Origin of the sequence: Lonsdalea britannica (assembly GCF_002111595.1) — a bacterium.
GTDB lineage: Bacteria > Pseudomonadota > Gammaproteobacteria > Enterobacterales > Enterobacteriaceae > Lonsdalea > Lonsdalea britannica.
Genome location: NZ_LUTN01000001.1, coordinates 146,539 through 163,861, shown reverse-complemented (window position 1 = coordinate 163,861; position 17,323 = coordinate 146,539). Strand labels below are relative to the sequence as shown.

The window sequence follows — 17,323 nt, the reverse complement described above, 5'->3', positions numbered from 1 at the left end:
CTACCGCGACTAGAGGTGCCGCGGCAAGAAACTCGACGTGCTTTGCAGGTAGTCAAAGAACCACCTGATGATATAGCTGAACTGCGGGATCAACTGGGATTGCTTCCAGTCGGCGCTCTGGGAAAACCCGGTGAAGGTGTCCAGAAAGAACAAGATCGCAGAGACAATCAAAACCCCGCGCAAGGCGCCAAAGCAAACGCCCAACACACGATCGGTGCCCGACAGCCCGGTTCGCTCAACCAGAGAGCCCATCGCATAATTGACGATGGCTCCCACAATCAACGTCGCAATAAACAGAATGGCGATAGCGATGCCGTTGCGAACCAGTTCATCTTCAAAGCGGGTGAAGTATCCCGCCAGATAGCCATAGTAGTGACTGGCAATGAAAAACGCACATCCCCAGGTAACCAGCGACAGCGCTTCACGGACAAATCCTCGAATCAAACTGACCAGAGCCGAGAACCCGATAATGCCGATAATGACGTAATCCACCCAAACCATGAACTATCCTACTCAATGAACAATAACCATCGACATGCGCGGCTCATCCTGTTCGCGGCGCATTCTAACAGAAAAAGAAAACGTTTGCGTACCGGAATTCCGCCCTATCTTCGCCAATCAATCAGCCAACGAAAAAACCACTGACGGGCCATGAAGATACCGCAGCAGGCAAGGCGACGGCGACCGGTTTTATCCGCAACGCTGTCTGCCAGCCCGGCATCCTCATGACGTCGTCCCGCGCTAATGCGCCGCTTTGACCTGCCCGCTCAGCCCGCTGATCTGCTGCAGTTCGCCAAGCGAAGACTGTAGCTTCTGCTTCGAGGCGTCCGGTCCTACATAAATCCTCGTGATCTGCCCGGACACGGGTGAAGACGGCACCGTGTAAGCCCGGAATCCGGAGAGTCTCAGCTTGGCGACGATTTCATTGACCTTGTCCGCATTTTTCAATGCGCCTAACTGCACGACGAAAGCCTGTCCCGCCGGAGCCTGCGGCGCGGCAGCCGGTTTATTCTCTACCGGTTTCGGCACAGGTTTAACCTCGGGCTTCGGCTTGGCTTCTGGTTTCACTTCCGGCTTGGGTTTCGGCTCGGATTTTACCGGAGGCGGAATGACCGGTGTGGCAGAGGGCGCGGAAGGCCGCGTCGCGGCAGGCGGAGCCGCGTTTTGAGGCGCTACGGTATCAGGCGCGCTATTCGCCGCACGATCGGCGCTCTCCATCTCCTCGCCGCTATCATCCGCATCAGGCATCGTCGTGCTGTCCGGCGACTGGGCCGTCAGGGACTGCGTGATAGGCGGTAGCGACTCCGCTTCCAGCGTATCTTCCGGCTTCGGCACCAGAGGAATAGCGGCAAACTCGTCCTGATAATGTTTTTTCTTACCGTCCAGCAGGCCCGGCAGCACGATCACGCCCAGCGCGACCAAAATGACGGTGCCGACCAGACGATTTTGAAATTTACTCGCCATCCGCCGCTCCTTCTTCAAGCGCGGACATCACATGCGCTACGGTGTGAAAGGAGCCGCAAACCACGACCACGTCGTGCTCATCGGCGTCCTGCATCGCCTCTCGCCAGGCGGAGACGACATCAGGATACGAACGGCTGCCCTCAAGATGCTGAGCGAGCAGATCCACGCTAGCGCCGCGCGGGCCTTCCAGCGGCGCGCAATACCACACATCCACCAGCGGTTTAAGCTGCTCCAGCGTGCTGGCGATATCTTTGTCGGACAGCATTCCGACCACGGCTCTTACGGCACCGTGCGGAGGCAACGCCGCCAAACGTTCGGACAAATAGGCCGCCGCATGAGGGTTGTGCGCCACATCCAAAATCAGCAACGGCTTATCGCCGGCAATCTGGAAGCGCCCCGGTAAGGTGGCGTCTCGCAGGCCGGTACGCAGTGCGTTCTCATCAACATTTAACGGCGATGCGTTCAATGCGGCAAGCGCCGTCGCGGCGTTTGGCTGCGGTACATTCGGTAAAGGCAGGCGGCTCAGACGTCCCTGCGCGTTTTCCCAGAACCAACCGCCTTCTTCCATCCCGTACCGCCAGTCGACATCGCGACGCAGCAGCTGCGCGCCTTTCTCATTCGCGACGTTCGCAATCGAGACGGGCATGTCCGGTTCGCCGACGACGGCTGGTTTGCCGTGACGAAAGATCCCGGCTTTTTCACGGCCGATGCTTTCGCGATCATGGCCGAGCCAGTCAGTATGATCGATAGCGATGCTGGTCACGACAGCGACGTCCGAGTCCACAATATTGGTCGCATCCAGACGACCGCCTAAGCCGACCTCCAGGATCACGACATCCAGCTGCGCCTGCTTGAAAAGCTGCAACGCCGCCAGCGTGCCGTACTCGAAATAGGTCAAAGAGACGTTATCGCGCCCAGCTTCAACGACGGCAAACGCCTCGCTGTGCATGGCTTCCGGCAATTCTTCGCCCTGAATGCGAACGCGCTCGGTGTAGCGCAGTAGATGAGGCGAGCTGTAGACGCCCACCCGCAGCCCAGCGGCTAACAGAATGGACTCCAGCGTACGGCAAGTTGTGCCTTTGCCGTTAGTGCCTGCGACGGTGAAGACAGTATTGGCGGGCTGGCGAAGTTGAAGAGAGTCGGCCACCTGTTTGATGCGGTCCAGGCCAAGGTCGATGGCCTGCGCGTGCAGGTGTTCCAGATAATAAAGCCACGTGGCCAAAGGCGACGTGGCTTTAGGTGTTTGAAGATTATCCATGAGACCCGCTCGCTTACTTACGGTTCATTGATACAGGGAGCGACGGAGCACGTCGCAACCGTGCTCCCCGTACATCATCGGTTAGGCTTCATCCTGTGATTCAGACGAAGCGGTCGGCCGCGGCTCTTCCACTTCAGGCTGCGGTTCCGGGTGGTTCGTCAGCTTGGCGAGGATCGTCGCCAGCTTGTAACGCATATCAGGGCGACGAATAATCATATCGATCGCGCCTTTTTCCACCAGAAACTCGCTGCGCTGGAAGCCTGGCGGCAGTTTCTCACGCACCGTCTGTTCGATAACACGCGGACCAGCGAAGCCGATCAGCGCTTTAGGCTCGGCGATATTCAGATCGCCCAGCATCGCCAGACTGGCGGAGACGCCCCCCATGGTCGGGTCCGTCATCACGGAGATGTAAGGCAGGCCGCGCTCGCGCATTTTGGCCAGTGCCGCACTGGTTTTCGCCATCTGCATCAGCGACATCAGCGCTTCCTGCATACGGGCGCCGCCGCTGGCGGAGAAGCAGACCAGCGGGCAGTTGTCTTCCAGCGCTTGCTCTACCGCACGCACAAAGCGCGCGCCGACCACAGACGCCATCGAGCCTCCCATAAAGGAGAATTCGAAAGCCGCGCCCACGACAGGCATGCCGTGGAGCGTGCCTTTCATGACGACCATGGCATCTTTCTCGCCGGACTGCTTCTGTGCCGCAGCCAAACGATCTTTATACTTTTTGGAGTCCCGGAACTTCAGGACGTCCTTGGGTTCCAGTTCACTACCGAGTTCAACCGTATTTTCTGTATCCAGAAAAGCGTGAAGACGCGCACGCGCGGATAGACGCATATGATGGTCGCACTTCGGACAGACTTCCAGATTACGTTCCAACTCGGCGCGGTAAAGTACCTGACCGCAACTATCACATTTAGTCCAGACGCCTTCAGGAATGTTGGCCCGACGGGTCGGTGTGATATGACTTTTATTTAGAATTCGTTCAATCCAGCTCATTGATAACCTTTCTGCTTGAACCTGGCCACAGGCCAGTACGCTGCTCAGCGTTTATTATGTTCTGCTGACGCAGCCGACAAAGCGATGCCTTATCCGCCAAGGGCGGGATACGACATGGGCATTTATAGCGGTTCACGTGAACATAGCCGTAAGTGCCGCCCATTAAACCATAATGACCCGATACTGTGGATAAAAAACTGGTCACACCGAATGTTAAAATAATTTTTACTTATTTCACATTCTGACGCGAAGCCGACCGTTTGTGACGCCAAAACTCAATCACGCCCGGCAGGATGGAAATAAAGATAATACCCACAATCAGGAGTTTAAGATTGTCCTGCACAATCGGCAAATCCCCAAACAGGTAGCCGGCGTAGGTGAACAGCAGCACCCACAGCAGTGCGCCTGCGACGTTGAAGAGGGCAAAATGTCGATAGCTCATGTGCCCCATCCCCGCCACAAACGGCGCGAATGTTCTCACAATCGGCACGAACCGCGCCAGAATAATTGTTTTCCCGCCGTGACGGCCGTAAAACTCGTGGGTCTTGTCCAAATAGCTGCGACGGAAGATCCGAGAGTGGGGATTACGGAACAATCGTTCACCGAACAGCCGTCCGATGGTGTAATTGACTGCATCGCCCAGAATGGCCGCGATAACCATCAGCACCACCATCAGATGCACATCCAGCACGCTGCCCGGCAACGCTGCCAGCGCCCCCGCGACGAACAGCAGCGAGTCGCCGGGAAGAAACGGTGTCACCACCAGACCCGTTTCACAGAACAAAATCAAAAACAGGATCGCATAAATCCAAACGCCGTATTGCGCGACCAGCTCGGCCAGGTGCACATCGATATGCAGAATAAAATCAATAATAAAGTGTATAAATTCCATTATGTTACCCATCATCAGACCGTGCAGTTCGGCGAACGGCAGCGAATCAATCATCAAGTAAAAACAGCGGTCCCATCGGGACGGACGGCAGCCCGAACGACTCGGGATAATCCACGTCCACCAGATACAATCCCTCAGCCTTAGCCGTCGCAGCGGCCAGCTTACGATCTTTGGCCGCCAGCAGCTCCGCCATCCAGCTTTCAGGCCGATTTCCACACCCGATTTCCATCAGGCTGCCCACAATATTGCGCACCATATGGTGCACGAAGGCATTGGCCTTGATATCTACCACAATGTAAGCGCCGTGCCGCACAACCTTTAAATGTTTTACATTTCGCCACGGCGTACGCGACTGGCACTGCACCGCCCGGAAAGAGGTAAAGTCATTCTCCCCCAGCAAACACTGCCCCGCTCGCTCCATGCGCTCAGCGTCGAGCGGATGATAAAAGTGCGTCATACCGTGCGACAAAATGGCCGGGCGATAGCGGTGATTGTAAATCAGATAGCGATAGCGTCGGGCGGTGGCGCTGAAACGGGCATGGAATTCCTCATCCACCGTCTTCACCCAACGCACCGCGATATCCGGCGGCAGATGGGTATTGACGCCCATGGTCCAGGCCGCGTCTTTCCGTACGGCGTGCGTGGTGAAATGCACCACCTGACCGGTGGCATGCACCCCGGCATCGGTCCGTCCCGCGCAGAACACGGTGATCGGCTCATCAGCGACCTGAGACAGCGCGGCTTCCAGACATTGCTGGACGCTGTCGACCTCTGCCTGACGCTGGTAGCCGTAATAACGGCTGCCGTCATATTCAATTCCGAGGGCAATTTTCAGCGGCGCCACGTCTTCCGCAACCTGCAACACTGTCATGATTACCCCAGATGCTCCTGAATCAGGAGTTCGGCGGTTTCAACGGCCATCAACGCGCCGCCAAAGCGCACGTTATCCGCCACTGACCAGAACTGCAGCAGCTCCGGCATGCCATAATCGTTGCGCAGGCAGCCCACGCTGAGCTGTACGTTGCCGGAAGCGTCATCGACCTGCGTCGGGTAGTCTTCGTCATCGCTGATTGAAACATCTTCCGACTGTTGCAGCTCCTCGCGGGCTTCTTCCGCGGAGAGCGGACGCATGCCTTCCATATGCACCACCTGCGCATGACCGTAGAAGACCGGCGACTGGACACAGTTGACCGCAATCGGCAGCCCGTCGTCCTGCAGGACTTTACGCACCTGATCGACCAGACGACGCTCTTGCATCACACTGCCTTCGCTATCCGGCAGCAGCGGCAACAGGTTGAACGCCAGCTGTTTCGGGAACATCCCGGCTTCCGGCGGCATGCCGTTTAGCAGACGGGCGCTCTGTCCGGCCAGATCGTCGACCGCCGCTTTACCGCGCGCGGAAACCGACAGCAGGTTGGTGACGTGCAGACGAGAAAGTCCGGCCTGTTCCGTCAATGGCTTTACCGCTCTCAGCAGTTGGCTGGTCAGACTATCGGCCACGGCCACGAGGTTGCGATTGCGATAATCCGCCAACACGTGGGAGTTCACACCCGGAACAACCAGAGGGACATCCGGTTCTTGCGCGAACAAGCCGCTGCTGTCGATCACCAGACAGCCAGAGTTACCCGCTTCGTCCGCATAGCGGGCGCTCGCCTCGGTGCCTGCGACGAAAAACGCCAGCTGCGCCTGCGACCAGTCGAATTCCTCCGCGTTCGTCACCAGACAAGAGCGGCCGTTGAAACGAAGGGTTTCCCCCGCGCTATGCTCACTCGCCAGCGGATAGATTTCTCCCACTGGAAATTCACGTTCCTGCAATAGCTCCAGCAACGCGGTGCCGACGGCGCCAGTTGCGCCTAGCAGCGCTATATTCCAGCCATTGGTCATTTGGTTCTTCTCCCCAAATTTTTCATAACACAGGCCAGGCGACAGCAACATCGCCCGGACAAAAAGGTTTATTCACGAATAGAGCGATCAGTTATCGCCCTGAAAAACGGCGCTGAAGCCCAGTTGGTTGAGCAGCTCGACGCTGTCGCGATCGGCGCAGATCACCTGAAGCGACGACCATTCGCGGCGCTCCTGATAGGTTTTACGCAGACGATCGAACCCGCCGCTGATGTGGGCGACGCCGCGCAGCATCGCATCATCGCGACGCACGTCGTAAACCAGATGAACCAGACGTTTGAGCAGCGATTGATCCAGCGGTTGAGTCAGCGTAACGGAAGTCACTTCGGGCGTGGGCAGCAGCGAAGACAGCGCCACCTGCTGCGGCTGGCCGATAAAGCGGCTCCAGGCTTCAAAAACCTGCGTCGTGCCGCGCGCTTTGCCTTCCAGCGTGTACCCGGCAATATGTGACGTGCCGATGTCCACCCGGTCCAGCAGCGCTGTCGATAGCTCGGGTTCCGGCTCCCAGACATCCAGGACCACGCTGAGCGATTTTCCACGCGCCAACGCCTCAAGCAGTGCCGCATTGTCGACGACCGGTCCACGACAGGCGTTGATCAGAATGGTGCCTTCCGCCAGCGTATCCAGCAGATCCGCATCCACGCTGTGATAGGTTTGGTAAGGACCGTCTTTATACAGCGGCGTGTGAAACGTCAGCACGTCGGCCTGAGCCGCGACCTCTTCGAGTGAGAGGAAGTTCTCCTGATCACCACGATCGGCGCGCGGCGGATCGCACAGCAACGTACGGACGCCCCATGCTTTAAGGCGCGCGTTGAGACGTGCCCCCACATTGCCCACGCCGATAATGCCGACGGTGCGGTCGCGTAACGAGAAACCATCCCGCTCAGCCAGTCCCAGCAGAGCGGAAAAGACATACTCGACGACGGCAATCGCGTTGCAACCCGGCGCGGCGGAGAACGCAATGCCCGCCTGCTGTAAGAAAGTTTCGTCGACATGGTCGGTGCCCGCCGTCGCCGAACCGACGAACTTCACCGATTTTCCCGTCAGTAAGTCGGCATTGACCTTGGTGACCGAACGCACCATCAGCGCATCGGCATCATCCAATGCGGCGAGCGGCAGAGGTCGTCCCGGCACGGCAGTGACGTCGCCCAAGCGGCTGAATAGCTCGCGGGCATAGGGCATATTTTCATCAACAAGGATTTTCACGTTACGTTTCCTGAAAGGCGTGTGGCGTCGGACGCACAGCGGCGGCGAAAACAGGGGCGTTATTCTGCCACAAACCGACGAGGGGGAACACCGGCGAATCGCCCGGCTTGTTGCGCCGCGTTACAGAAATTTTACGTCAAACGCCCTGCCCGACTACCCGTTACGGATCGGGGTTGTTATCATAACGTTCAACTATTCTTTCTGTTATCCCACTTCGAACAGAAACCGCACGGTAAGGATCGTGTTATGCAGCCCGTGAACAGCCCCGGCACGTCTTTGCCAGGCGACCGCAACATTGATACCACGCCGCTGAAAACCGGCGGTACGGCGCGCGAAGACGCACCGTTGACGCCTGCGCAGCGCACATCGCTGGAGCGGCTTATCACGAAGATCATGTCGTTAAGTTCGCTGAAATCGGCCGAAATCTGGGCCGGTATGCGTCACGACATCGGTCTGAAAAGCGGTGCCGAGATTCTGTCCGGTCATTTTCCCACAGCTGAGCAGGCGCTGCAAAGCCGGCTAACCTCTGTGCAGAATACGTTAGGCACGCGCCAACTGTTGCAGCAACTCACCGAATTGCTGCCGCAGGGCAACAACCGTCAGGCGGTGAGCGACTTTATCCGCCAGCAGTTCGGCCACACCGTGCTGAGTTCACTGAGCGGCAGTCAGCTACAGCAGGTTGTCACGCTGTTGCAGAACGGTCAGTTGCCGCAGCCGAGCGCCTCGTTGCCGCCCGGCACATTTCCCCCGTCGGCCCAGCCTTCTCCCACCGAGCCGCAACCCGGCGCGCTGCCGCAAACCAGCGCGCCGCTGGATCGTCGCCTGCTGCCCGCCGAGCAAAACAGCCTGAATCAGCTGATTACCCGACTGACGACGCTGACCGGCGAATCCCCCGCGAAGGTGTTGCTGGCGCTGATGGATGTCCAGGGGCTGAAGCCTAATGACGCGATCCCCGCTAAAAACTTCCCGTTGCTGAGCCAACTGCTGCAAACGCAGGTCGCCATGATGCAGAACCACACGTCGCCGACGCTGGCGGCGCTGCAACCGGCGCTCAAACAGCCGATGGATGCACAGGAACAGCAGATGGTGCAGGATTATGCGCAGTCTCGTTTCAATGCCGGGATGCAGACGCCGTTGACGCCGATGCAGATTGCCGATGTCGTCACGTTTCTCTACAGCAAACGGCTTCAGCAGCTACAGGAAAAAGAGACGGCGACGGCTGGTTCCGCGTCAGCGCCGATGCTATCTACGGCCCCTTTATCTCAGCCCTGCCCCCCGAACTGCGGCCACTCTTCAGCCGTCCGCGCGGCGTACTGATTCTGTGCGCAGTGTGTGTGATCGTTTTGCTGTGGATACTGATGTAGGCCCGCGGTTAGCGGTTAGCGGTTAGCGGTTAGCGGTTAGCGGTTAGCGGTTAGCGGTTAGCGGTAGAAAAGCGGATGGCCGTGCGTCAATCAATCAGGCGAGATAAAAATAACCGGGGCTGGGAGCCCCGGTTTGCGTAGTGCGCTTACTGCTTGAGTTTGCTCATGACCAGAACGGCGTTGGTGCCGCCGAAACCGAAACCGTTGGACATCACGGTGTTCAGCTCACGTTCGGTCGGTTCAGTGATGATGTTCATCCCTTCACCCTGCTCGTCCAGCGTTTCGATGTTGATGCTCGGCGCGATGAAGTTATGCTCCAGCATCAGCAGCGTATAGATAGCTTCCTGTACGCCCGCAGCCCCCAAAGAGTGACCCGTCATCGCTTTGGTTGCGGAGATAGCCGGCGTGTCGTTGCCGAACACTTCGCGGATCGCGCCCAGTTCCTTCACATCGCCGACCGGCGTTGAAGTTCCGTGGGTGTTGATGTAATCGATCGGCCCTTCGATATCCTGCATAGCGATTTTCATGCAGCGTACTGCGCCTTCGCCAGACGGAGCAACCATGTCGGCGCCATCGGACGTTGCACCGTAGCCCACGACTTCAGCATAGATGTGAGCGCCACGCGCCAGCGCGTGTTCCAGCTCTTCCACAACAACCATACCGCCGCCGCCAGCAATGACGAAACCATCACGGTTCGCATCATAGGTACGAGAGGCTTTTTCCGGCGTGTCGTTGTATTTGGTGGACAGTGCGCCCATCGCATCAAACTCGCAGGACAGCTCCCAGCTCAGCTCTTCGCCGCCACCGGCAAACACGATGTCCTGTTTACCCATCTGAATCTGCTCAACGGCATTACCGATACAGTGTGCGGAAGTCGCACACGCTGAGCTAATGGAGTAGTTGATACCGTGGATCTTGAACGGTGTGGCCAGACAGGCGGAAACGCCAGAGCCCATCGCTTTGGTGACCACGTACGGACCCACAGCTTTCACGCCGCGCGGGCTACGCATTGCATCGGCACCCAGTACCTGATAGTGCGGGGAACCACCGCCGGAACCGGCGATCAGACCCACACGCGGGTTGTTCTGATAAACTTCTTCGGACAAACCCGCATCCTTCACCGCCTGCTCCATGGAGAGGTAGGCATAAATGGCAGCATCATTCATGAAACGCACGATCTTACGGTCGATCAGGCCAGTCGTGTCCAGTTTAACGTTGCCCCAGACGTGACTACGCATGCCGGCATCTTTCATCTCTTGAGAAAAAGTGATTCCTGAACGGCCCTCACGCAGAGATGCAAGAACTTCCTCTTGGTTATTACCTATGCTAGATACGATCCCAAGACCTGTAATCACTGCACGTTTCATTCAATACCTCATTCGTTTGTATAAGCATTTAGGATACTGCGAAGCACTTTAGCTTACACTTGTAAGCTGAACAAGTCCGATCTGCCTAACTTTGCACAAATTTGCACACTGAGGGGCTGACCGTTAAACTTCCGCCACCACCTGAATTATGAGTGAGTTGCTGTGATTACGCCCGCCATCCGAACCGCTTCGCTAAGCTGGAACTCTCAGGGTACACCTGTTTCGCTACAGTTTGACGACGTCTATTTTTCCAACCAGGATGGGCTCGCGGAAACCCGCTATGTCTTTCTACAGGGCAATCACTTACCCGCACGTTTTGCACAAACTTCACGCGCGACTTTCACCGTAGCGGAAAGCGGATTCGGTACCGGACTGAATTTCTTGACCTTATGGCAAGCGTTCGCCGATTTCCGCCGTGAGCAGCCCGACGCCACCTTGCAACGTCTGCACTACATCAGTTTTGAAAAGTACCCCCTGCAGGTAGGCGATCTGGCGGCCGCGCATGCCCAGTGGCCCGAACTGGCCGCGTTCGCCGACGAACTGCGACAACACTGGCCGACGATGTCCCCCGGCTGCCATCGGCTGATACTGGCTGACGGTCACATCACGCTCGATCTGTGGTTCGGCGATATCAATGACCTGTTGCCCCAGCTCGATGAGAGCATCAATCATCAGGTCGACGCCTGGTTTCTGGACGGTTTCGCCCCCTCGAAAAACCCGGACATGTGGACCGCCAACCTGTTCAACGCGATGGCGCGGTTGTCCCGTCCCGGCGGCACCTTCGCCACCTTCACCGCAGCGGGCTTTGTCCGTCGAGGATTGCAGGAAGCTGGGTTCAATGTCTGTAAAGTCAAAGGATTCGGCCACAAGCGCGAAATGCTGAGCGGAGATCTACCAGAAGCCATCCCCGTTACCGAATCCGCGCCCTGGTATCATCGTCCTGCCGCCACACAGCCACAGGAAGTCGCCATCATCGGCGGCGGTATCGCCAGCCTGTTGACGGCGTTGGCGCTGCAACGGCGTGGCTCCAAAGTCACCTTGTATTGCGCCGATGAACAGGTGGGACAAGGCGCTTCCGGCAACCGACAAGGCGCGCTCTATCCGCTGCTCAATGATAAGCACGATGCGCTGTCGCGTTTTTTCGCCAGCGCGTTCGGCTATGCCCGACGCACCTACGATGCACTGGCGGCTCAGGGCGTAGACTTCGAACACCAGTGGTGCGGCGTCAGCCAGTTAGCGTTTGACGATAAAAGCGCGCGCAAAATCGACCGAATTCTCGCCGGGCAATGGCCTGATGAACTGGTGCATACAGCCAGCGCGCAGACGCTGACTCAGCCTGCGGCGTCCCGCTTGTTCATCGCGGCATTACGTATCCGTCAGGGGGATGGTTGTGCCCGGCCGAGCTGACCGCCGCCGCGTTGGTGCTGGCGATCCGCCAGGGTATGCAGGTCCGTTTAAACACGACCGTCACCGAGCTCACGTCGTCCCCTGACGGCTGGCGTTTGACGCTGGATAGCGGAGACAACGCCCAGCATGCCACGGTCATTCTGGCGAACGGACATCAGCTCAGCGACTGGTCACAGACGCGTCACCTCCCCACCTACGCCGTGCGGGGACAGGTGAGTCACGTGCCCGGCAACGCCCAACTGCGTCCTCTTAAACAGGTGCTATGCTACGATGGCTATCTGACGCCGATCAGCCCGCGACACCAGCAGCACTGCATCGGCGCCAGCTATCACCGAGGAGACTCCGGGACCGAGTATCGCGATGCGGATCAGCAGCAGAACCGCCAGCGGTTAATCGACTGTCTGCCGTCGCTGTCATGGCCGACGTCGATAGATGTCTCCGACGGCAACGCGCGATGCGGCGTACGCAGCGCGTTGCGCGATCACCTGCCGCTGGTCGGCGCCGTCCCTGACTATGAGCAGACGCTGGCCCAGTATCAGACGCTCCCTCAGCAGCTGGCGGCGGCGCACGTTCCGGCGCAGGCCCCGGTTCACCCTAACCTGTTTATTCTCGGCGGTCTTGGGTCCCGCGGTCTCTGTTCCGCCCCGTTGGCGGCGGAGGTGCTGGCTGCCCAAATGTACGGAGAACCGTTGCCGCTGGACAGCGCTACGCTGGCCGCCCTGAACCCAAACCGATTCTGGGTCAGAAAGCTGTTGAAGCGTCGCCCGGTGTGATCAGCGGATAACCAGTCCCTATTAAGGCGGGCATAACAGCAATTTCGTTCTACTTTTTACCGTATTGGGAGCGCAGAGATGGGACAGCAGGCACCGCAGGAACACACTAACTTTAGCCATCACCCCACCTTGGGCGGGCTGGACATGCTGCAAGCTCGCTATCACCACCAGCGTTTTTCCCGCCATTCGCACGAGAATTTCTGCATCGGCGTAATTGAGGAAGGCGCGCAGCGTTTCTACCGCACCGGTGGTGAACACGTCGCGCCCAAGGGCGATATCATTCTGGTCAACGCGGATGAAATCCATACGGGCTGCGCAGGCACCGCCGATGGCTGGTCCTATCGCGCCATCTACCCGTCGGTGGATATGCTGCGCGGCCTGTCGAGCACTATGCACGACCATCAAGGCGGCGCGCCCTGGTTTCCCCACGCGGTCGCCCACGATCCGGGCCTGTCTGAACAGCTGCGCATGGTCTTCTCGCTCCTGGCCGTCGAAGGCAATACCCTGTTAAAGGAAACCCTGCTCTGCTCGTCGCTGGTCTGGTTGATGATGCGTCATGGAAAAACGCAAACGGAAGTCCGTCCACTGACGAAAGCCGACCACGCCATCCGCGAAGTCAAAATGCTGCTGGATGACTGTCCGGAAGAAAACCTGTCGTTACTGGAGCTGGCGAACCGGGCCGGGCTTAGCCCGTGGCACTTCCTGCGACAGTTCAAAAACCTGGTCGGAATGCCGCCTCATGCCTATCTCGTGCAGTCCCGGCTGCGTAAGGCGACCACGCTGCTGCGTCAGGGAGCGACGCTCTCCGATGTTTCCGTCCGCTGCGGCTTTTCGGACCAAAGTCACTTTAATCGCCACTTTAAAAAAGCGCTGGGCGTAACGCCGGGGCAATTTGTACGCGCGATAACACGCTGAAAATAGCGTGACGATCCGCGGTCATTGAGATCCCTTCCCTCCCGCGAAAGATGACCCGTTCGGGGCATCGCATGCCGCTCGCCTGAACCGTTTTACGAGCGCAATTTTCTTCAATATTTGTTCGGGTGCCTGGGTTACCTTTTGGCGACCTATTACACCCACAAGGACATTTTGTATGAACGTGTCGGAAACCCTCCGCTCTCCCTGGCAGGGCACCGTTACGGGCTGCGTGGCCGTCTTACCGCTGTGTCTTGCGGTGGTCCCCTGGGGCATCCTCGCGGGGTCGATGGCGGTTCAGGCTGGGCTCACCTTCTGGCAAAGCGTCGGCATGTCGGCGGTAATCTTCGCCGGCGCGGCGCAATTGGTCACGCTGGGGCTACTGATGTCTGGGGCCAACGTGCTGACCATCGTCATGACCGTGTTTGTGATTACTCTGCAACACCTGATCTACGGGTTGACCCTCAGAGACGCCGTTTCTCGCCTCAGCAGCCGTTTCCGCATTCCCATTGGTTTTTTGCTGACGGATGAACTGTTTGCGCTTGCTGCCGGGAAAGATAATCGCAGCCGACTGTCGCCGGGGTATCTCATTGGCGCGGGGCTGACCTTTTATCTGTGCTGGGTGATGTGCAGTCTGTCTGGCATTTTACTGGCTTCCTCGATCCCCGATCTGGAGCGCTACCATCTCGATTTCTCGATTGTAGCGACCTTTATCACGATCATTGTTCCCATGGTAAAAAATATCGGAACGCTGTGCGGCGTCGCGTTTTCCCTGATCGCCGCGATGCTGTTGTCTTATTGGCAGGTTGAAGGCGCCGTCATTATCGGGGGTCTCGGCGGCATGCTGTGTTCTGTGGTGATCGAACGTCTGGGAGGCGCATCGTCATGAGTTGGTTCTTATTGTTTGTGCTGGCGGGCGTGGTGTTTTTCAATCGCTATCTGTTTCTCGACCCGCGCGTGCCGGTGAGGCTACCGCTGTGGATCCGCCAGGCGCTGCACTATTCCGCACCCTGTATGTTGACCGCGATATGCGGACCGGTACTCCTCATGCATCACGACGCGCTGCGACCGTTCCCGGATAATCCCTATCTGTGGGGCGCGCTGGGCTGCGTGATGATCGCGCTGTTGATTCGCAATGTGCTTTTGGCGGTTGCCTGCGGACTGACGTGGTTCTATGCGCTGTGTTTCTGGCTGGGCGTTTGAAGGTGCCGGTGCCGGAGCGATCCGGCACCGGTTAAAGGAAGGATCATTGCGTTACTGTTGGGAGGACGCCTGCTGGTAGAGACGATCCCACATCTGATTGACCAGAACCTGATCCGGCGGAGACAGTTCGCCGTTTTTGATGGCCTTGCGTACGCTGTCCTCAACACGGCTGCACAAGGCTTCTGCCGTATGCTCGCCGTTTTCCTCAGCTTCCGCGACCGCCAAGGTCAAATGACCGCGCAGATATCCCCCGGCAAAAAGCTCATCGTCGCTGGCGTGCTCCACCATGTCATCAATCAGCGCCAGGATGCGCGATTCAAATTCTGCGATCATTCATTGTCCTCGGTTGTTCAGTGTTGCCCATCGTCCGCTCAGCAGAGATCGGCGGGATACGGGAAATCCGCCGGGGTCAGCGGCGCCGTATGATAAAACGCGTGCAGCGCCTGAATTAAGCGGCCCGGACGTTCGGGAACGCCCTCCTCCAGATAGCGCATCACCTGCGCGTGCACACGGCGTTGAAAGGCAATGCGATCGGGCGTCACATCGCCGTTCAGGTTATCGCAGCTCACGTTAAAGGGAAACGCCGCCGCGACGCAAAACATCCACTCCAGCGCCTGCGGTTTAATCTCCACCGACTCGAACTGTTGCTGCGTGGCCGCGTCGCGTCCGTCGGGACAGTACCAGTACCCGAAATCCACGAGTTTGCGCCGTTCCGCGCCTGCAATGCACCAATGGGAAATCTCGTGCATCGCACTGGCGTAAAAACCGTGGGCGAACAGAATACGGTGGTAATCCGTTTGCTCATCGGCCGGGAGGTAAATCGGTTCGTCTTCGCCTTTGACCAGGCGCGTATTAAAATCTTCGCTAAAACAGTCGTTAAACACCTGAATCAGGTGCTCGTAATCGTGTGTCATGATGTTGTTAACCGGTTCGGTCATGAGAATAGCTGCCCCACCCAATGCGCGATGTCCTGCCCATGGCTGTCATAAATCAGTTTGATGCTCATCAGCGCGGACACCATCACCAGCATAGGGCGAATCAACTTCTGCCCTTTGGTGAGCACCATTTTCGCCCCCAACCGCGCGCCGATGATTTGCCCCAAGAGCATCACGCCGCCGATGATCCACATGACTTTGCCGCTCAGTATGAAGAACAGCAGACCGCCGAAATTGGAGGTGAAGTTGAGCACCTTGGCGTGTGCGGTGGACTTCGCCAGATTGAAGCCGCGTAGCGTCAGGTAGGACAGCGCGTAAAACGATCCTGCGCCCGGTCCGAAAAAGCCGTCGTAGAATCCCACGCAGGCGCCGCCGACCAGAGCGAACGGAACGGGAGAGAGCCGACGCTGTCGATCTTCGTCGCTGATTTTAGGCATCAACAGAAAATACAGGCCGATGCCGATCACCAGCACCGGCAGCAACTGGCGCAGGAAATCCGCGTGAATCTGCTGAATCAGCCAGGCGCCGCTGATCGCGCCAAGAAAGGTACAGACCACCGCCAGTTTCTGCTCACGCAGATCGACCGCCCCACGGCGGATAAAGTACAGGCTGGCGGAAAACGATCCGCCGACGCCCTGCAGTTTATTCGTCGCCAGCGCCTGCGCGGGCGATAGCCCTGCCGCCAACAGCGCGGGGACCGTCAATAAACCGCCGCCCCCGGCAATGGAATCGATAAATCCCGCTGCGACGGCAATAGCAAACAGCAGGCCGAGCAGTTCCGGCCCTAAGATCAAACCATCCATGATGTTTTATTCCGCGGCAAAGTGTCGGTTCAGCAACGCCTGACAGGAAGCGGGCAGCGGCGGAGGCGTAGTTTTCTGCGGCGCGACGGCGCCCGGTTTACGCGGCTGGAACCAGCTTTGCAACTCAGCGCCACAGCCATCGCCCGCCGGCGGCGGATCCTGATCCTGACACTCAAGACTGTTCGCCGGGCAACGCAGACGAACGTGCATATGAGCACGGTGTGCGAACCACGGACGAACCTTGTGCAACCAGCTGCGATCGCTCCCGGCTTCCTGGCATAGACGCTGCTTGATCGCCGGGTTGACGAAGATGCGCGTCACCGCGCTGTCCTGCGCCGCCGTCTTGATCAGCGTCAGGGCATCATGGTTCCACAGGCGTGGATTCACCGCTTTGTCCCCCGGTAAAACCAGATCGATAGGTTGTGGATTCAAGAGATCCTGCGAGCTCCAGCGCTGACGAGGCACCTGTAGCCAGACGTCCACGTCCAGACCGGACTGATGGCTGGCGTGTCCGCTGCTGAAACGGCCGCCCGCCGGCATCCCCATGTCTCCGACCAGCACGATACCGCCGTTCTGGCGATGTACGCTGGCGCTGAGGCGATGAATAAACGCCAGCAGATCCGGATGGCCGAAGTAGCGACGCTGATCGACCCGCATCACCTGATAGTCAGTCGCCTGCAACGGCAGTGATTGCGCGCCGATGATGCAGCCGTTAGCGAATGAGCCTATCGCCTGCGGGCGTCCGGGCACCGGATGGGTGATCTCCTGCCAGGGCGTCGCTGCCCCAGCCGCGGCGCAGCAGAGCAGCGCCATCAAACCTATCAAAGCTGTTTTCATATAC

General features: G+C 58.4%; 17 protein-coding genes and 1 pseudogene. 5 read left to right on the top strand and 13 right to left on the bottom strand.

Annotated elements, in window-relative coordinates; genetic code table 11:
* Positions 1-9: 9 nt before the first annotated feature.
* The 8 genes from cvpA to pdxB all read right to left on the bottom strand — a co-directional run bounded on the left by cvpA (position 10) and on the right by pdxB (position 7,718).
* Complete coding sequence (gene cvpA, locus AU509_RS00725) at positions 10-501, bottom strand: colicin V production protein (RefSeq protein WP_094117403.1); 492 nt, start codon at positions 499-501, stop codon at positions 10-12.
* Between the two features lie 240 nt (positions 502-741).
* Positions 742-1,464, bottom strand: a complete 723-nt coding sequence (dedD, locus tag AU509_RS00720) for a cell division protein DedD (RefSeq protein ID WP_094117402.1) — start codon at positions 1,462-1,464, stop codon at positions 742-744.
* Positions 1,454-2,722: a bifunctional tetrahydrofolate synthase/dihydrofolate synthase gene (gene folC / locus AU509_RS00715; RefSeq protein WP_094117401.1), complete on the bottom strand. Its 1,269-nt coding sequence runs from the start codon at positions 2,720-2,722 to the stop codon at positions 1,454-1,456. The genes dedD and folC overlap by 11 nt, the downstream gene beginning before the upstream one ends.
* 81 nt (positions 2,723-2,803) lie before the next feature.
* Entirely contained in the window at positions 2,804-3,718 is a 915-nt protein-coding gene (accD, locus tag AU509_RS00710; protein ID WP_085652073.1) for an acetyl-CoA carboxylase, carboxyltransferase subunit beta, read from the bottom strand.
* 229 nt (positions 3,719-3,947) lie between these two features.
* A complete protein-coding gene (locus tag AU509_RS00705; protein WP_085652096.1) occupies positions 3,948-4,610 on the bottom strand; it encodes a DedA family protein in 663 nt (220 codons plus the stop codon).
* 46 nt (positions 4,611-4,656) lie between these two features.
* Positions 4,657-5,481: a tRNA pseudouridine(38-40) synthase TruA gene (gene truA / locus AU509_RS00700; protein ID WP_094117400.1), complete on the bottom strand. Its 825-nt coding sequence runs from the start codon at positions 5,479-5,481 to the stop codon at positions 4,657-4,659.
* Between the two features lie 2 nt (positions 5,482-5,483).
* The gene (locus AU509_RS00695) at positions 5,484-6,494 is read right to left on the bottom strand and encodes an aspartate-semialdehyde dehydrogenase (protein WP_085652075.1); all 1,011 of its coding nucleotides are present in this window, start codon (positions 6,492-6,494) and stop codon (positions 5,484-5,486) included.
* Positions 6,495-6,581: 87 nt separating this feature from the next.
* A complete protein-coding gene (gene pdxB / locus AU509_RS00690; protein WP_094117399.1) occupies positions 6,582-7,718 on the bottom strand; it encodes a 4-phosphoerythronate dehydrogenase PdxB in 1,137 nt (378 codons plus the stop codon).
* 246 nt (positions 7,719-7,964) lie between these two features.
* On the opposite strand from pdxB, the gene flk reads away from it, so the two are divergent.
* Positions 7,965-9,035, top strand: coding sequence for a flagella biosynthesis regulator Flk (flk, locus tag AU509_RS00685; RefSeq protein WP_254901488.1), 1,071 nt, complete (start codon positions 7,965-7,967; stop codon positions 9,033-9,035).
* 193 nt (positions 9,036-9,228) lie between these two features.
* On the opposite strand, the gene fabB is transcribed toward flk, so the two are convergent.
* Positions 9,229-10,449 (bottom strand): beta-ketoacyl-ACP synthase I, encoded by a 1,221-nt coding sequence (fabB, locus tag AU509_RS00680; RefSeq protein WP_085652078.1) that lies wholly within the window; start codon positions 10,447-10,449, stop codon positions 9,229-9,231.
* Positions 10,450-10,611: 162 nt separating this feature from the next.
* On the opposite strand from fabB, the pseudogene mnmC reads away from it, so the two are divergent.
* The 4 genes and pseudogenes from mnmC (at position 10,612) to AU509_RS00660 (ending at position 14,744) form a co-directional block, all read left to right on the top strand.
* A pseudogene (gene mnmC, locus AU509_RS00675) lies at positions 10,612-12,629 on the top strand (bifunctional tRNA (5-methylaminomethyl-2-thiouridine)(34)-methyltransferase MnmD/FAD-dependent 5-carboxymethylaminomethyl-2-thiouridine(34) oxidoreductase MnmC).
* Between the two features lie 78 nt (positions 12,630-12,707).
* Positions 12,708-13,544 (top strand): helix-turn-helix transcriptional regulator, encoded by an 837-nt coding sequence (locus AU509_RS00670; protein WP_094117398.1) that lies wholly within the window; start codon positions 12,708-12,710, stop codon positions 13,542-13,544.
* 175 nt (positions 13,545-13,719) lie between these two features.
* A complete protein-coding gene (locus AU509_RS00665; RefSeq protein WP_094117397.1) occupies positions 13,720-14,430 on the top strand; it encodes an AzlC family ABC transporter permease in 711 nt (236 codons plus the stop codon).
* Positions 14,427-14,744 carry an AzlD domain-containing protein gene (locus AU509_RS00660; protein WP_085652082.1) on the top strand — a complete coding sequence of 106 codons (318 nt, stop codon included), beginning with the start codon at positions 14,427-14,429 and terminating at the stop codon, positions 14,742-14,744. The genes AU509_RS00665 and AU509_RS00660 overlap by 4 nt, the downstream gene beginning before the upstream one ends.
* Before the next feature lie 51 nt (positions 14,745-14,795).
* Here AU509_RS00660 and AU509_RS00655 read toward each other — a convergent pair whose 3' ends face one another.
* From AU509_RS00655 to mepA, 4 genes are read right to left on the bottom strand one after another with little or no spacing between them, the layout of a single operon-like run.
* Positions 14,796-15,077, bottom strand: coding sequence for a YfcL family protein (locus AU509_RS00655; RefSeq protein WP_026739958.1), 282 nt, complete (start codon positions 15,075-15,077; stop codon positions 14,796-14,798).
* Positions 15,078-15,115: 38 nt separating this feature from the next.
* Complete coding sequence (locus AU509_RS00650) at positions 15,116-15,682, bottom strand: elongation factor P hydroxylase (RefSeq protein WP_094117396.1); 567 nt, start codon at positions 15,680-15,682, stop codon at positions 15,116-15,118.
* On the bottom strand, positions 15,679-16,482 hold the full coding sequence (locus tag AU509_RS00645) for a sulfite exporter TauE/SafE family protein (protein WP_085652084.1): 804 nt from the start codon (positions 16,480-16,482) through the stop codon (positions 15,679-15,681). Before AU509_RS00645 ends, AU509_RS00650 begins: the two co-directional genes overlap by 4 nt.
* A gap of 6 nt (positions 16,483-16,488) precedes the next feature.
* Positions 16,489-17,319 (bottom strand): penicillin-insensitive murein endopeptidase, encoded by an 831-nt coding sequence (mepA, locus tag AU509_RS00640; protein WP_085652085.1) that lies wholly within the window; start codon positions 17,317-17,319, stop codon positions 16,489-16,491.
* Positions 17,320-17,323: the final 4 nt, after the last annotated feature.

Excerpts from the sequence above, each read along its gene's own strand:
- cvpA (WP_094117403.1), bottom strand. The coding sequence starts at position 501 with ATGGTTTGGGTGGATTACGTCATTATCGGCATTATCGGGTTCTCGGCT.
- dedD (WP_094117402.1), bottom strand. The coding sequence starts at position 1,464 with ATGGCGAGTAAATTTCAAAATCGTCTGGTCGGCACCGTCATTTTGGTC.
- folC (WP_094117401.1), bottom strand. The coding sequence starts at position 2,722 with ATGGATAATCTTCAAACACCTAAAGCCACGTCGCCTTTGGCCACGTGG.
- accD (WP_085652073.1), bottom strand. The coding sequence starts at position 3,718 with ATGAGCTGGATTGAACGAATTCTAAATAAAAGTCATATCACACCGACC.
- AU509_RS00705 (WP_085652096.1), bottom strand. The coding sequence starts at position 4,610 with ATGGAATTTATACACTTTATTATTGATTTTATTCTGCATATCGATGTG.
- truA (WP_094117400.1), bottom strand. The coding sequence starts at position 5,481 with ATGACAGTGTTGCAGGTTGCGGAAGACGTGGCGCCGCTGAAAATTGCC.
- AU509_RS00695 (WP_085652075.1), bottom strand. The coding sequence starts at position 6,494 with ATGACCAATGGCTGGAATATAGCGCTGCTAGGCGCAACTGGCGCCGTC.
- flk (WP_254901488.1), top strand. The coding sequence starts at position 7,965 with ATGCAGCCCGTGAACAGCCCCGGCACGTCTTTGCCAGGCGACCGCAAC.
- fabB (WP_085652078.1), bottom strand. The coding sequence starts at position 10,449 with ATGAAACGTGCAGTGATTACAGGTCTTGGGATCGTATCTAGCATAGGT.
- AU509_RS00670 (WP_094117398.1), top strand. The coding sequence starts at position 12,708 with ATGGGACAGCAGGCACCGCAGGAACACACTAACTTTAGCCATCACCCC.
- AU509_RS00665 (WP_094117397.1), top strand. The coding sequence starts at position 13,720 with ATGAACGTGTCGGAAACCCTCCGCTCTCCCTGGCAGGGCACCGTTACG.
- AU509_RS00660 (WP_085652082.1), top strand. The coding sequence starts at position 14,427 with ATGAGTTGGTTCTTATTGTTTGTGCTGGCGGGCGTGGTGTTTTTCAAT.
- AU509_RS00655 (WP_026739958.1), bottom strand. The coding sequence starts at position 15,077 with ATGATCGCAGAATTTGAATCGCGCATCCTGGCGCTGATTGATGACATG.
- AU509_RS00650 (WP_094117396.1), bottom strand. The coding sequence starts at position 15,682 with ATGACCGAACCGGTTAACAACATCATGACACACGATTACGAGCACCTG.
- AU509_RS00645 (WP_085652084.1), bottom strand. The coding sequence starts at position 16,482 with ATGGATGGTTTGATCTTAGGGCCGGAACTGCTCGGCCTGCTGTTTGCT.
- mepA (WP_085652085.1), bottom strand. The coding sequence starts at position 17,319 with ATGAAAACAGCTTTGATAGGTTTGATGGCGCTGCTCTGCTGCGCCGCG.